This is a genomic window from Nostoc sp. NMS8, assembly GCF_017115045.1.
In the GTDB taxonomy this organism is placed as follows: domain Bacteria; phylum Cyanobacteriota; class Cyanobacteriia; order Cyanobacteriales; family Nostocaceae; genus Nostoc.
On the sequence record NZ_JABXKK010000125.1, the window covers coordinates 1 to 15,821 of the forward strand.

Below are 15,821 nucleotides of genomic sequence, written 5' to 3' on the forward strand. Positions count from 1 at the left end.
TACAATTTCCATATGGCTATCGAGTCGGTGCAAGTTTTTTCTAATCAGCACCTTAATGGTTCGATAGCTTTCTTGTCTATTCCGTCAACTAAAAATTGTCCGGAGTATTGTTTAAGAAGTCGGGGATATGGACATTAAATAATTGCCTCTTGACAAGCTCAAATTAGTTACTATAGTCTGTTGTTCATACGAATCTTAGCAAAAAAACAAGATAAAATAAACTGATGAACAATCAAATTAGGATTTTGATAGCAGTAGCATTACTTGTAAGTTCTACAGCAGTAAAATCTTCTAGTGCGACAGAAAAAAATACTGATTTTTTTGCTACAAATATTAGCTCTATAGCTCCAAAGCAAATTAAAATAGCACAAGCTATAGAACCTAGAGTTATTAAGCTTCGTCTAGCCGATTCTGGTGTTTCAGTAGGAAGTGTCTTGTCTTGGGGATTTGCTGGTTTGATCCAAAAAAGATCAACTGATTGGGTTCGTTTAGAAATAAGCGATCGTCAAGTAAAAGTAGTACATACAACGAGAACGACTAATTGGTTAACCCAAGTTTCTAAATGGTGGGATCATCCTGTCAGAAAAATTGCTTTTAAACCAGATTCTTGTAAATTAGATAACGCACAAAACCAAGGTGGTTCAGATATAGAAACCCAATTGAGAGACATAAAAAAGTTGTATGATTCTAAGCTAATAACAGAGCAACAATACCAAGAGTTGCAGCGTAAAGTTATTAATCAAATAAATACTACTCCTAACCAACCTACTACGATTAATTCGGAATGTATTATTTTAGGAGAAAACGCTACAGTACCACTTAAAGATATGACTTTATTAACTAAAGGAGAATTTAAAATTGAATATCTAGAGGGCAATGAATGGAAATACGCAGCTTTTAGAGTACCAGAAAAAGAGTATCACTAGCAACCTGCAAACAATAAATTTTTCCATATATAAGCGCTATATAGGACTACTATTTGATTTTTAAAAAGATACGTAGGGTGTTTTAGCGACAGCGTAACGGGCTAAACCCTTACGAATTGTGCGTTACGGATTTCATACTAACGCACCCTACAGTTAGGAATTCTATTTTGTTTGTAATAATTGCAACCCATATATCCCCGACTTCTCAAATAAATTGGGGATTTTGTTTCTCACGATTTAAAGTTAACTATATTTGATCAGACGTAAGCCCTCTAGTCGGAGAGCTTCAGGATAGAGAGCCTTGTAAATATTGCAATTTGGAGATTGAATATCATAACGACCTGTAGCCTTAAATGTTGCCAAAGGACAACCACCTGTACACCAATTTTTCCACTCACATGTACGACAGCCTTCTTTTTGCTCAACTGACAAATTCTGAATACCTACTTTATCTTGTCGCACAACACTTAAAGGATCTTCTGTAGCAGATGAAGATACAGTTTTATGTAGCTGCATCTGGCATTTAGCAATTTGTCCTTTGTAATCAAATACGAGATAGCTTTGTCCAACTCCACAAGTACGTTTATGAGGAGAAGATAAGTTAGCACGATCAATCAATGAACCTAGCAAGCTTCGATTAGGTAATTTCAATTCAATAACTTTGAACGCTGCTAACATTCCCTCTATCAGTCGAGATTCTTCTAGTTGCAGGTCTTCGTAAGAAGCTGACAGTTCATTTTCGCGATAGAAATTTAAACTAAAGGGTAGATTATTTTCCAATATCCATTCAATAAGAGCGGGTAATCCTTCTGCGTTCCGCCCACTAACTGTAATGGAAATATCTGGTATAAGACCATTTTGCAAAGCAATCTTAATACCTCGTTCAACATCTTGAAACGATCCCTTTCCACCCGCATAAGAACGTTGGATATTGTGAAAATTGGACAATCCATCTAGTGAAATCATGAGACGCAGATTCAATATTTTAAGCATCTCAATCATCTCAGATGTAATCAATGTTCCATTACTAAGAACAACTCCATCTAATATAATGTCTGTTTCTTTGCTAAGGGATTGAGCGTACAAATGTAGCTCCTTAATTAAAGGGGAACATAATAATGCTTCTCCTCCTGCATACTTCAGTTTGACGCGGCGGTAATTATTTAAAATTGCAGAGCGAAATGTAGCTTCAATAGCTGCTTTACCTATATCTATTGACATATCATTTGCTACATGAGGAAGGTAGCAGTAATCGCATCTTAAGTTACAGCGATCGGTGATATGTAACCATGCTGTTAAAGTTTCTGGTATTTCATTTAGATTAAATGAGTAATTATTAGGTGCTATCAAACGCGCTTGATATAGTTCTTGAATAGCTATTTGTAAGTCTGCTGAATCAATAGAAAGATTTTCTAGTGCAATATCATCTAATTTATGAGGGTTTGTAAATTGATTTAATAAATATATTGCTGATTGATTTAGAACTGCTACTTTATGATAAGTACCATAACAGATAGAATAAGTATCATCTAGATTCATCATCTGCGAGTTGGCAATTCTTACAAACTCTGTCTCCAACATCCCTAGAGATAACCGGGCATCTGAGCATAATTCTGTTAAAGGGGATAAGTCACAAGCACAATCCCCTCCATCACAGTCGCATTGCCCTGTTGGTACATAAGTAGAGTTGAGAGAAACTAAAATTTGGGGTCGATCAATTTTCTTACTAAGCATGAGAAGATGGCTGTTTAGTCGCACGTATTCTAGTCAGGAACATTTGTTGATCGCACCATTCCTTAAGGGCTTTATGATCTTTCCACTGAGATTTGAGTTGCTGAATCAGAGTTTTAGAAAGTTCTATCGGCAAACGTTCAATTTTCTTTTGGAGTAGATTTAGCTCATGTTTGATTGAATACGGCCCGAAACCTCCATGTTGAAAGATTTTGGGTATTCCTTGAGCATATTTACTAAAAGCAAAATCGTAGTTCGCTTCTTGAAATGCAACATCACCTTCTATCCGTAATATACGACCAAAGTATAATGTATGGATATTTTGATAGGATTGGAAGCGATCGCTAAGTTCTCGTGCATAACCTGAAATATGGTTGTATGCTTTTGCATAATAATCAAACTCAGCTTTACCTACCAGGCTATCGATGGCATATCGCATGTCATTGTATTCTAGACTAGTCTGATAAGAGCGTTCATTGAGTATTAGAGCTTGTTCTTGCAAGGTGCGATCGCCTGTTTGAAACCCAAGATGCCAATAGACACTAGCAGTTTGGTGTAAAATCCCAGGTAATTCCTCTTCAAGCCCGTATTTTTCTGCCAGTTTCAGGCTTTTTTCTAAAGCATCTTGAGCAATACTTAGGAGATTGAGATCCCACTGTACTTGTGTCACATCCCAAACGGTTTCATTTACTACCTCGGCACTAAACCACTGATTTAAGCCTAACTGAAAGTATGCTCTACATAATATTTGATTATCGTTTTCCTCATTGTCGCAACGGCTTAATGCTCGTTCAAGTAGCTGTTTAGCTTTCACATAATTACCATTATCTACTAAAATAGTAGCAGAGGCAATTTCGGCGTTGGCTATTTCGCGTTCGCTCTCAACACTCGACCACATATCAATAGCAGCTTTAAAACACTGTTCAGCCTTTACGTAATCTTTTTGTTGTCCATACAAAAATCCCAAGTTATTCTGAATGCTAGCCATAACTTGAGTTAAGCCTTTGTCAGGAGTATCAACTTCCATCGCAGCGTCCCAACCTAGTTTATAATATTTCTCAGCTTCCTGAAAGTTGTTGAGTTGTCGATGCAGATAACCAACTAGGTTAGCTACAGCAGGAATAGCGTATGATAGCTTTTTGCCTTGAACTAAGGATAAACACTCTTGCTGATATTTCAAAGCTTCGTCATAGAGATGTAACTTGGTATTTAGCATTCCCAAGACATTGTAAATATCGGCTTGATGAGATGAATTAGCAGATTGTTCAGGTAGCATTCCCTCTAATTTGATCAACTCATGTTCTTTTGTACTCTTGTCTTTAAGAGCATGAACGATCTTTGATTCAAAAATAATCAGTTTGAATTTTTGATCCGAAGTTATCTCTGTTTCAAACTGTTTGGCAATTGCCAACAATTGATTGACAAAACCAAATTTTTTAGATTGGCGGCGTATCCTATCAGTAACTTCATGCCAAGTTTCAAAACCTATTTTTGGCTCGGCGTATAAAGCATTCCAGAGCCATCGCGTAGTATTGAATTCTCGCAGTTGTTTTATTTCTTCAATCAGAAACTCAATATTAGTGAATTTATGAGAATCATCAGAGTGACGCTGAATCTCTAATACCCTTTTTTGTGGCCCTAAATCGTAATCTTTTTGCTCGAAATATTTGGCAGCAATCCGACTATCTCGTTTTCTCCATTCCAAATCTGGGTCAATATCTGCCCATACATATTTCTTAACTAAGTCTCGCACAATATCATGTAATGATATTTGCGAACCACCGATTACGGGTTTGATAAAAAAGTAGCTTTGTGCATCAATAAATAATCTTTGAGCTTCTTCTGAAGATAGTTCTAATAAATTAGCAATATCAGCACTATCTAATGGGTAGATACGTGAAAGCAAGAGAGTTAGCCGATCCATTGATGTCCGAAGCTGCGTAATATGTCTAACCATCTCAGCTTCAAATCCACCAGTTTTTTCTAACCTGCTAGGAATTGTTTCTATATCTTCACTCTCTAACCAATCTGGTATAACTTCCCGATAAGCATACTCTACTCCAAATTCAATCATGATCGGGCTACCACCAGAAAGAACTATGATCTTTTTAACCAAGTCTTGTCCGAGAGTAAAGTGAAGCTGTTCTTCCTTAGAAAGAATGTATGTTTGCACATCTTCATGAGTAAATTCATTTAATTCTAAACAAGTTAATTCTTCTTCTTTGAATGACTTTTCTAGAATTTGCCGGGCAATACTAGGACGACCTGCTAAAATAAATACGGCATTCTCTAGCTGATGGCACAAATTGCCAATACACTCCCAAACTTGCTCTCTTAAATCTGCTTGTCCTAACTTTTCAACTGTATCAATTAGAAATACTAGTTTCTGTTGGTTGGATTTTCGATTAATTTCATCGACCAAAAACCTTTCAAGTTGTCTACGTTCCTGTTCGTATGCAGTTTGACTAAGGCGGTTTTCATCTTCTCGCAGTTGTCGTAAGCGAAGCAACCATTCTTTATATGTAGAATCGTATAATTGTTTGGCAATTTGAGTGTATAAATCTTCTGCATCATTAAAAACAGGGATATCACAATCAATAATTTCACTTGTCCCAATTTGAATTTGGTTTAGACGGGATTGTAATGTACGAAGCAACCAAGTTTTGCCAATCCCACCTCTACCCTCGACTAAAACGACATGCAGCTTATTAGACTCCTGAACAAGGGAAATTATTCGATTTAGATGTTCTGCACGACCAACAAACTCTAATTTATCTAGTTCAGACATAATATAGGACTCCTGTTTGATTTTTGGAAAAACTCAGTACGCGCCTAATCCCTACTCCTTAGTTAGTTATTTTGAATTGCTTCATCAAGCTTCTGAATTAAATATCTATAGGGTGTATCATTATATTCGTCATTATGTAGATAGTAGTTGACAACAAACTGAAATTCCCAGTCATTTTCTACTTCAGACTTAAGCGTATAAATGAATTCATGGAATTGCTCTCTATCTGTATTACGGAATATTCCTAGAGTTTCTTCAACAGTTTTTTCAAAGAAATCTTGGCGGAGTTCTTGTCGATAAGCCAGACTATTCGGGCCACAATTGATAAATCCAGCATGTTTTTGAAGACTTTGAAAAAAGTACTGCATAGACCAAGTACCCGCGAAAGCAGAATTATTCTTTGATTTCAGTTCATGAATATATTCCCAGCAGATTTGAGCCGCTTCGCTACAAAGTGATTGAAAGTTATCAGGCGAACTTTCTCTCAGAAGACCAATGACTAGTAGCCGTCGTGTCATACCATCTTTGATAATCGTTTTATCACGAGTAAAAATAGATGTCTTTGTCAGTTCAGCATTTAATTTAAAAATATCATCACTGAAAGGTAACTGAAATCTCTGAACGGCTTCCTTTAATATCCAAGTTCCATTGAGTATGGGAAATATACTCAGTTTTTCAATAGATTCGTACAGATGATTATTTTCTTTTACCAAGCTTTCTCTAATCTGATCTCTACACTTTTTAAGGCTTTTTTCCCATAATTGATTTCCATAACTGTTTAAAAATAAATTAACTGTGTAATCACCACCTCGATAAACTTTTAATGCTTCGGCAATTCCCCCTGGATGTCCGCCAGTTAAATACAGTAAATGTCCTGCCAGGAGGGCAAGACTTTCAGAAGTCATTTTGAACGAATTGAGATACTTTGTTGCTGTATCTTCAATCACTTCCCAGTTAAAAGGAGAGAGTGTTAGTTTAGGAAAAATTCGATCTAAGGGGAGATCAATCAGGCAGCGAGCTGCAATCACAACCCGAAGTCTCCGAGAATTTTCTTTAAAAAATAGTAATTCTTTCAAACATTTTTCAATTTTCCAGGCGAAGTCTCTGAAGTCATTAAAAAGTTCATTTAAACGTTGTTTTTGTGGCGCACTTCCATCCAGATCGATTAGTAGCACAATACCTTTTTTATCCTGAGCTTGCCATCTAGCCCAATTTCTATGCAATAGTGAGCCTAAACGCTCTCCCCAACTTAATTTATGCCCTTCTGGGATTGTCAAGTTGAGAGAACTTGCTAATCGTTTTTCTAAGTCTTCAATACTTTCATAACTAGATATAGAAGCATAAGCACAACACCATTGCAATTCTTGAAAACGCCCTTGTATCTGTTTGAGAAATTCTGTTTTTCCGTAACCTTCCGGTGCTGTCACTAGACGATAAGGAGGAGAGTTAGTTGCAGTAATCTCATTAATTGCAGCATCGCGATTAGTGAATGGGATCTTCTCAGGCTCAGGCTCAACAGATTCTTGAGTTAGCTGAATTAACTCTAATTCAAATTTTTCTATTTCATCGAATCTATCATTAATTTGTCTTTGCAATCTATTTTTATCGACATCACTAAGCGTCCGCACTATTTGTTTGCTGATACTTTCAATATCAATTTTTAAATAAGCAATTGACTGCTCTAGATATTTTTTTCGCGAATCTGAAGGATTGTTCATTACTTTTAACAATTAAACTAATGGTTGATGGTATTAAGTTCGTTTTCGACTCGCTCAAGTTCTTGTAGTATGCTGTTGATTTGGCGTTGAACGATATTGCGATCACTCGCACTCAGGGTATAGTTGAGTTGATTGTAAGCCGCCTCATAATCACTACTGAGAACGTCAAAACGTTCTTGCAAAGTTTTGATTTTGAGTTGTTGCACTCTGCTCTTAATTGTCTGGGTATGTGCATTTGACGAAATCGACAAGCCTATTTCATCCCATGCTGCAATCAATACATCCGCAGGAATCATAAAAGCAGTCTTGATGGCTTCTCGCCTTTTCTCTGCCGCTACTGCCATACCAACTACTCCCACAAGGGTTTCATCCCATATAGGCGCACCACTAAAGCCTGGTTCTATCCTGTAGCCAGTTACCTTACTATCTTCCAGTTGCACCCATCCCTTTCCTTGGGCGTCTCGCAGCACTCCTGTAGCCCAAACGCCATCATTGTGTCCATTAGGAAAACCGAATATGCGGAAAGGATGCTCCCAGATATTGCTAGCTCTTATTAGTTGAATGGGTTGGGCTTCTTTAGGTAATTGCCCTTCTATTTGCAATCCCGCAATATCTTCAGGCTCGGAGGTTAATGCATTGCTGACAACGGGTTGCCAAAAAACAACTTTAGCTTTGAGTTGTTGCCCTGATGCAATTAGGGGAAAATCTAAATAAATATCATCACTAGGAGCTTCAACTATATCTTCTGGTAAAGATAGAGCAGAGGTAACAACATGAGCGCATGTCAGGATATAATTTTGAGTTCGTCCAGAGACTAAAAAACCTACACCAAATACCGCACCACTAGGATGAAAAATCCGCGTGATCGCTGACCTAAAAGTTTGAATATAATTATCTGTACTTACTACCATGCTATGCCTTGTCTTGCTTCCATTTCAAGGTAATTTCGTAGTTAGCTTCACCACTTACAGAAGTAAAAATTGCACCCGCAGCAGCATTTAACTTAATCCCAAACTTAACTTCTACCTCATTAGCAGGTGTATTAAGCTGACTCAGTTTAGTGATAATTGCGGAAGCTACAGGTTGGATTTGATCTAAAACCTCGTCAAATTTCTTTTTAGCTTCAACTACCATTTGCCCTGTGTCTGCTCTGGCAACACGTCTCACAGCATTACTATTTTCTGGCTCATCAACTTCAACTAAAAACTTCGTCCGATCTTGGAGAGAAAATTCTGTAATTTGTTTCTGATTCATAATGAATGAAACCTGTTATTTTGAACTAATAGTTTAATGTGTTAATCATCAAATGAGTTGGCAGAATTTTTGTAATTCTAATCTCATTTAATGGTTAACTCGTTAAATACTTCTCCAATAATTTCTGACTTTATTCTCCTATTTCATTTAACTTCTGCCAAAACTCTCTCCACCTATCATTCGTTCATTGACAGACTAATAGCAGTATGTATCATTAATTTTGCGGGGTTGCGAGATCCCTGATTTTTTCAAGAAGTCGGGGATCTGATTGCCTTCACGTATCGTAATTAATGACATGAACCACTGGTAGTCCATAAAGGTAACGAAAGTCTGATACGTAGTAAGCATTTAAGTGCTTAACGCAAAGACTAAAGTCCTGACTACAAACTTATTTACCCAGCATAGTTGACTTTACAGCCTACTAGAAGTTTGTGAAGTTTCTGAATAAACTGACTAACTTCTTGCTGCGTTGGCATTACAAGCTGCTTGACTGTCGTGCTACAGATACAACAATTGTTATGTCAACTGTTATATTAGTTATATCAACAGCCTGATTTCAATTAGTAATTATACTGACTTAGCTAGAAAATTACTTGAATTTAAGTAAGTAGGCAAGAATAAATTAAACTATGTTACGGTATGTAAATTTAATTAAATTTTCTCGTGGTAACGTTATGCAAACCACATCTATAAAAATATCCCTGACTTCTTGAAGAAATCAGGGATTTAGTTAATTGAATAGCTGGTAGCTGGAAGTACTGAGGAATTTTTGCTTGCAAATAATCCATTAATTAGGAGAACACTTGGCACAAAAATCAGGACTGAATTTACAGTATTGGCTATTTGTCAATTGGTAAGCTGTACAATAAGGAAAACTGGTAAGTTGAATTTTGGCTGCTTGTAATTTGGAACCATTCGGTAACGCTTCAGTCAGTTTGGTTTTAGCAGCCAGAAGTATAGCTAAAAGCTTAGGCAATGCTATGCAGGCAGCGATATTTAGCAATGTTAGCAATATAGTGTCTATCAAATTCATAGGTAAGTCATCCCCTGTGAAAGGTAGGCGTAGCCCGTCGTAGACATCGCTGTTCTTAGATGCAAACACAATCATTGCTTGCACTCTATGTAAACTAACTTTAACATAAATTTTTGTAAATATAAACGTGGAATTCCTGGAATTATCATACACAGAAGGGAATGTGGATAATAAGGACGGTGATTGTAGCGAAATAACAAAATAAGCTGTAAAAACGATCAGTTTAAAATCTTTAGGTAAGGTGTTATGTCAAAAACCCAAACCGTCTCTTCTTTTTTATCTAATATCAGTGAAGGAGAACGGCAGTCATTAAAGCGGTTGGTAGATTACACAAATGTGGAATCGTTGCCAGAAGTTTGGCCCTTAGCCGCTCAAAAATTTGGTGATGTCGTCGCCCTCCGCAGCCCTCTCAGTAAACCAGAAGTAGTGATTACTTATACCCAGTTAGCAGAGCAAATACAACTATTTGCTTCTGGGTTGCAGGCGTTAGGAGTCAAGGTAGGCGATCGCATTTCCCTAATTGCTGACAACAGTCCTCGCTGGTTCATTGCCGATCAAGGCATAATGACTGCTGGAGCCGTTGATGCCGTGCGTAGCTCCCAAGCCGAAAAAGAAGAACTGCTGTTTATCATCGCGAATAGCGGTAGTACAGCGATCGTCGTTGAGGATTTAAAAACACTTAAAAAACTACAAGACCGTCTCAAAGATTTACCAATTCAAGTGGTAATCTTACTTTCTGATGAAGCATCAGCAACAGAGGAAACCCTAAAAGTACTCAATTTTACACAATTGATTGAAATTGGTGGAAATCATCATTTTGTGCCAGCCAAGCAAAATCGTGACGCTTTAGCAACCCTAATTTATACCTCTGGCACTACGGGCAAACCCAAGGGTGTAATGCTGTCTTATAACAATTTGATGCACCAAGTGATAAGTTTTGGGACAGTATTGCAACCAAATGTCGGCGATATTGTTCTCAGTATCCTACCTTCGTGGCACAGCTACGAACGAACTGTTGAATATTACCTACTATCTCAAGGTTGCACGCAAGTTTATACTAATTTGCGCTCTGTGAAAGGAGATTTGAAAAAATTTAAACCCAATTACATGGTGGGTGTACCCCGCCTGTGGGAATCGATTTATGAAGGAGTGCAAAAGCAGTTCCGCGAACAACCAGCGAATAAGCAACGCCTAGTTAACTTTTTATTGGGCATTAGCGATAAATATATCAAAGCCCAACGAACTGCTCAGGGATTGGATTTAAATAATCTTCATGCTTCCGCCATCGAGCGATTAGCAGCTAAGATCCAAGCATCTGTTTTCTTGCCTCTCCACGCCTTGGGAGAGCGACTGGTTTATGCCAAGGTGCGAGAAGCTACAGGAGGAGAAGTTAAGCAGATGATTAGCGGCGGTGGTGCGCTTCCGAGACATATCGACAATTTCTTTGAAATTATTGGCGTGCAGATTTTGCAAGGCTATGGTTTGACAGAAACTTCTCCTGTTACCCATGTGCGCCGTCCTTGGCGAAATTTGATTGGTGCGTCAGGACTACCACTCCCCGCTACAGAAGCTAAGATTGTAGATCCTGAAACAAAGGCGCCTCTATCAGTAGGAAAGCGAGGCTTGGTATTGTTGAAGGGGCCACAGATTATGCAAGGCTATTACCAAAATCCCGAAGCAACAGCCAAAGCAATTGATACCGAAGGTTGGTTTGATAGCGGTGATTTGGGTTGGCTAACACCACAAGACGATTTGGTGCTGACTGGCAGGGCGAAGGATACGATTGTATTGACTAACGGGGAAAACATCGAGCCACAGCCGATTGAAGATGCCTGTTTGCGATCGCCATACATCGATCAAATTATGCTCGTCGGCCAAGATCAGCGCAGCCTGGGAGCTTTAATTGTCCCCAATGTCGAAGCCTTGGAAAAATGGGCAGCAAGTCAGAATTTGATACTGGATACGTCCAACGATCGCGTAACTTCCTCAGATAGTCAAAAAATTGACTTGGAGAGTAGAATGATCCAGGATTTATTTCGCCAAGAATTAAATCGGGAAGTGCAAAATCGTCCAGGTTATCGACCGGATGACCGCATCGGAACGTTTAAACTCATTCTGGAACCGTTTTCGATCGAAAATGGTTTGATGACACAAACACTGAAAGTTCGACGACACATCGTCACGGAACGCTATCGCGATATTATTGACGGCATCTTTGCCTGATGATTCCACCTGCTAACTGTAAAGAGTGAACGTGAAATATGGATGTCTCCAAATCTAATTTGCTTCTGAAACGCGTCGTTAACGTCAAAGTCATTGTGACTCCTCTCTGGAAAGAGGAAGTACAACAGCAGCTGCAAACGCAAATCAATCAACTCGATCAGCAATTGCAACAGCTAGACGTTGAAGGACAAAGAGCGATCGCGGCAATTCAAAAGCAGAGTCTACAACCACCTGGGCCTCAGACTCTTCAACAAATTGACAATATCCAACTCCAAGTCAACCAAAAGAAAAGTGAATTTTTAGAGCAAAAAAATCAATTGTTGCAAAACCTCCAGCAAGTGCAGTTTCTCCAGCAAGATCAGGAAGTCAACCAATTTCAAATGGAAGGCTTTTTCCGGGTAGAAACTGGTGATAACCTGATTAGCAAAATGCAGGTCGAAATCGTTCTGCGCGATGGCGTGGTAGAAGAAATTCGCGGCGACATTTAAATTTGTGATTTGCCGTTGTCATTTGTTTTGTAACCAATGACTAATGACAAATGTGATTTAACTTAGCCTGGGAGTGGCTCCCAGCCCAACATTCCATCTGGGAGCCAGCCCAAATAATTTGCCAGACTGGAGGTGAGCTAATAAAAAGCGATCGCCCAAAAGTACTCATCTCAACTCGATATTTAACCTTACTAACTGAATCATTACCCCCCTTGATTTGCGTAATCGTCACTAACGCCTGATTTCGTTGCGGATAAGCTACCTCTACCTTTCGCGTTCCTCCCACTCCTATGTCCTCAAAGGCATTCAGGGCGAGAGTAGCAGGATCGCTCCCTTGGAGAGATGAGTTAAGCGTTTCTAGAGGTATAGTTTTATAATCGGAACGCTCTGAGTATGCCACAACCTCTTGAGACTGATGTATTGTTGCCACCTGCGAGGTTTGCCCATCAGTAGTTTCAACAATCAGTGCAGATGGCTGGTGCTGGATAATATAAACTCCAGCGCTAGCAGTCGCAAAGACACTCAGTATTACAATCAAAAAGAATTTCAACTTTGCCGACATAAAAGTAAACAGAAATTTCAAATAGGTTTATTACCAATTTTGAATTCTAGATTGAACTGCATCTCATATCCTCTATCTGTGAGAAGCTCTTGTATCTTAAGCAGTAGTTATGAGGAATATAAATAGCAAGGGAATAGGGAGTAGGGAATAGGGAATTTTTCAAAAATCAAATACGAGTCCTATAGACCTCTAAGTTATATTTAGGTTCCTATTAGTCATTAGTCAAAAGCTAATGCCCCATGCCCAACCTAAAATATAAACAGTTTAAAACCCTCCCACCAAGATACAATTCGATCTGATAAAAACTGTTAAAGTCCATAAACCATTGATTTCCAAACCACCCTATGAGCATTCATGAAGTATTTATGCCGGCGCTGAGTTCCACCATGACGGAAGGCAAAATCGTCTCCTGGGTGAAATCGCCAGGGGACAAAGTGGAAAAAGGCGAAACAGTGGTGGTTGTAGAGTCAGATAAGGCGGATATGGATGTAGAAACCTTTTATGAGGGATTTCTTGCCCATATCATAGTTGAAGCTGGTGAAACTGCCTCGGTAGGATCTGCGATCGCCTTTATTGCCGAAACGGAAGCTGAAATTGAACAGGCGAAATCTCTTGCCAATTCCGGCGGTGCGGCTGCTACTACAACCTCTTCCCCAGAACCAGTCCCCGCCACAGCCTCAGCCGCCACACCTGCCTTAGCGTCTCAAAACGGGTCTAACCACAAAGAAGGAAGGCTTGTAGCTTCACCCCGCGCCCGCAAGTTAGCCAAAGAACTCAAAGTTGATTTAACTACACTCCAAGGCAGTGGCCCCCACGGTCGCATTGTCGCCGAAGATGTAGAAGCATTGTCCAATAAAGGCAAACAACCCACCCCAATTGCCCCTGCTGCACCTATACCAACCAGCGCTCCAGTTGCACCCCCAGCACCTCGGACACCAGCACCCACACCAGTAGTAGCCGCTGTTCCTGGTCAAATTGTACCTCTAACTACCTTCCAAAATGCCGTAGTGCGGAATATGGTAGCTACCATATCCGTGCCCGTCTTCCATGTCGGTTATACAATTACCACCGATGGATTAGACAAACTTTATAAACAAATTAAATCCAAAGGCGTGACAATGACAGCGCTACTAGCGAAAGCTGTAGCAGTGACATTGCAAAAACACCCATTGTTAAATGCTAGCTACTCAGACCAGGGTATTGTTTATCATTCTGATATCAACATTTCTGTAGCAGTGGCGATGGATGATGGCGGATTAATTACACCTGTGCTGCAAAATGCCGACGCAGTGGATATATATTCTCTATCGCGTACTTGGAAGTCTTTGGTAGAACGTGCCAGGGCCAAACAACTACAGCCCCAAGAATATAACAGTGGTACTTTTACCCTGTCGAATTTGGGGATGTTTGGCGTAGACAAATTTGATGCCATTTTGCCGCCTGGACAAGGTTCAATTTTAGCGATCGGGGCATCGCGTCCGCAAGTGGTAGCAACACCCGACGGTTTATTTGCCGTGCGACAACAAATGCAAGTTAATATTACTTCTGACCACCGGATTATTTACGGTGCCCATGCTGCGGCGTTCTTGCAAGATTTAGCAAAATTGATTGAGACGAATCCTCAATCTTTGACACTGTAGTTTTGAAAAAACACCAAATTTAAATGTTAGCGCTATGAGCGAGCAGCAATTTTTCGTAGAGTAGCGCTAACAACAAACAATACTTAGGGCTTGCTGAAAAAGTCTTTTCGTGGAGGCTAAGAGGCAGGATAGCGCAGCGTAAAGCCTTCTCTATGAGAGGCTCTGCCAACGGCATGGCTTCTCATAGAGAGGCTGCGCCAACGCTTAGAGCGAGTCCGCGAGCGTCGGCAGCTATGCTGGAGGAGAGTTACAAACTACCCTAAATTTCTTGAATACGAAAAAGTGATTGATTTTTTGTGATATCAAGTCTTTTTCCTTGCACCTTATTCACCTTTATAGAATCAACGCTGATTGTAATGGAAGTGCGAACATTATTCGTAAAGTAGGGGTGAACTTGGGACTAGTTCTCGATGGAATCAGTAGGGGGTCATTGTTAGCCCCATTGAAGATCCGATTGTGGGAAATTCAAGAATTCGCCGGTTTATAGCCGTGGGGAGTTATCAATCCTATTTTTCACCAACGCCAAATAGCTCGAAATATTGATGAATCAAATTAGTTTGGAGAATCGGAGTTAAGTTAGGGACTTCCAAAAAATAAATTATCCCAAACTATCTGTACATTTATACGCTTTGACTATGGGATGTTTTTTCACTGGAAGTCCCTTAGTATATACGAAGCTTGCTGGCAAGTTAATGTACAAATAACATTTAAAAAGTGGGTGACGAGGGATTTGAACCCGCAACCAATAGATTAAGAGTCACCGTCTCACTACAATCGCAATGCAAAAATCCAGCAAACTAGCTGCTGGTTAACTCAAAATTAGAAATTATAAATTCATCATTCTGGCGGCACGGGGCGATCGCTTTTATTTATTGCCAAGTCGAAAGCTCTTTGGTGATGCTCGGCGTTGATCCATGCGTGATAGAGGTTGCTGTGAACTGACAGGCTGTGCCCCATCTGTTGCGCTGCAAGGGTTATATCAATTCCATATTCTAGAGTGCGAATAGCCCAGGCATGGCGAAGATCGTAAAACTTGAACGGTAAACCATTATTTCGCCTAAATCTTTGAGTAACGGTTCTGCCAATTACAGAATTATTTCGGTTTAAGTTGATGTCAGGGATTTTTACATTTGGCAACCCAAATGAGTCAAACCACTCTGGATGGAACGGCCAGATTTTTCTGTAGCCGGTCTTTCCAGCAAGGACGGTAATAATTTTATTACCTGCTCGTAGTTGCTCTAAATCTAAGAAAAATACTTCATGATTTCTCAATCCGTAAGTGGCAAGCATTCCAAATATCCACTGCCACTTTGCATCAGCGAAACTAGAATGACATTCAAGAATTAATTTATCCGTTGGTAGGCTACGGATCTGCCTGCTTCTCGCGCCATAACTTCCTGAATCAATACTTCGGACAAAATTAAGCAGCAATAACGCCATAAGAGCGTAGGTTTTGAT

Annotated in this window: 11 protein-coding genes and 1 pseudogene; 4 read left to right on the plus strand and 8 right to left on the minus strand. The window is 39.5% G+C overall.

Features of this window, described 5'->3' with window-relative positions; translation table 11 throughout:
• Positions 1 to 224: 224 nt before the first annotated feature.
• Positions 225 to 926 carry a hypothetical protein gene (locus HWQ39_RS33465; protein WP_292854429.1) on the plus strand — a complete coding sequence of 234 codons (702 nt, stop codon included), beginning with the start codon at positions 225 to 227 and terminating at the stop codon, positions 924 to 926.
• A 243-nt stretch (positions 927 to 1,169) separates the two neighbouring features.
• On the opposite strand, the gene HWQ39_RS33470 is transcribed toward HWQ39_RS33465, so the two are convergent.
• From HWQ39_RS33470 to HWQ39_RS33495, 6 genes are all read right to left on the minus strand, one after another.
• Positions 1,170 to 2,468: a radical SAM protein gene (locus tag HWQ39_RS33470; protein ID WP_292854431.1), complete on the minus strand. Its 1,299-nt coding sequence runs from the start codon at positions 2,466 to 2,468 to the stop codon at positions 1,170 to 1,172.
• Positions 2,469 to 2,652: 184 nt separating this feature from the next.
• A complete protein-coding gene (locus HWQ39_RS33475) occupies positions 2,653 to 5,445 on the minus strand; it encodes a tetratricopeptide repeat protein (RefSeq protein WP_292854433.1) in 2,793 nt (930 codons plus the stop codon).
• A gap of 62 nt (positions 5,446 to 5,507) precedes the next feature.
• Positions 5,508 to 7,163 (minus strand): hypothetical protein, encoded by a 1,656-nt coding sequence (locus HWQ39_RS33480; protein WP_292854436.1) that lies wholly within the window; start codon positions 7,161 to 7,163, stop codon positions 5,508 to 5,510.
• Positions 7,164 to 7,180: 17 nt separating this feature from the next.
• The gene (locus tag HWQ39_RS33485) at positions 7,181 to 8,074 is read right to left on the minus strand and encodes a trypsin-like peptidase domain-containing protein (RefSeq protein ID WP_292854438.1); all 894 of its coding nucleotides are present in this window, start codon (positions 8,072 to 8,074) and stop codon (positions 7,181 to 7,183) included.
• Between the two features lies 1 nt (position 8,075).
• Positions 8,076 to 8,417 carry a CU044_2847 family protein gene (locus tag HWQ39_RS33490; protein ID WP_292854440.1) on the minus strand — a complete coding sequence of 114 codons (342 nt, stop codon included), beginning with the start codon at positions 8,415 to 8,417 and terminating at the stop codon, positions 8,076 to 8,078.
• A gap of 787 nt (positions 8,418 to 9,204) precedes the next feature.
• The gene (locus HWQ39_RS33495; RefSeq protein ID WP_292854443.1) at positions 9,205 to 9,525 is read right to left on the minus strand and encodes a hypothetical protein; all 321 of its coding nucleotides are present in this window, start codon (positions 9,523 to 9,525) and stop codon (positions 9,205 to 9,207) included.
• A gap of 171 nt (positions 9,526 to 9,696) precedes the next feature.
• Here HWQ39_RS33495 and HWQ39_RS33500 point away from each other — a divergent pair, with 171 nt between their 5' ends.
• Positions 9,697 to 11,673: a long-chain fatty acid--CoA ligase gene (locus tag HWQ39_RS33500; RefSeq protein WP_292854446.1), complete on the plus strand. Its 1,977-nt coding sequence runs from the start codon at positions 9,697 to 9,699 to the stop codon at positions 11,671 to 11,673.
• 38 nt (positions 11,674 to 11,711) lie between these two features.
• On the plus strand, positions 11,712 to 12,161 hold the full coding sequence (locus HWQ39_RS33505; RefSeq protein WP_069072569.1) for a YlqD family protein: 450 nt from the start codon (positions 11,712 to 11,714) through the stop codon (positions 12,159 to 12,161).
• A gap of 40 nt (positions 12,162 to 12,201) precedes the next feature.
• Here the strand turns inward: HWQ39_RS33505 and HWQ39_RS33510 are convergent, their stop codons facing one another.
• Positions 12,202 to 12,723: a hypothetical protein gene (locus HWQ39_RS33510; RefSeq protein ID WP_292854449.1), complete on the minus strand. Its 522-nt coding sequence runs from the start codon at positions 12,721 to 12,723 to the stop codon at positions 12,202 to 12,204.
• 344 nt (positions 12,724 to 13,067) lie between these two features.
• On the opposite strand from HWQ39_RS33510, the gene HWQ39_RS33515 reads away from it, so the two are divergent.
• The gene (locus tag HWQ39_RS33515; protein ID WP_292854452.1) at positions 13,068 to 14,363 is read left to right on the plus strand and encodes a dihydrolipoamide acetyltransferase family protein; all 1,296 of its coding nucleotides are present in this window, start codon (positions 13,068 to 13,070) and stop codon (positions 14,361 to 14,363) included.
• 837 nt (positions 14,364 to 15,200) lie between these two features.
• On the opposite strand, the pseudogene HWQ39_RS33520 reads toward HWQ39_RS33515, so the two are convergent.
• Positions 15,201 to 15,821, minus strand: a pseudogene (locus HWQ39_RS33520) (site-specific integrase); the annotation flags it as partial.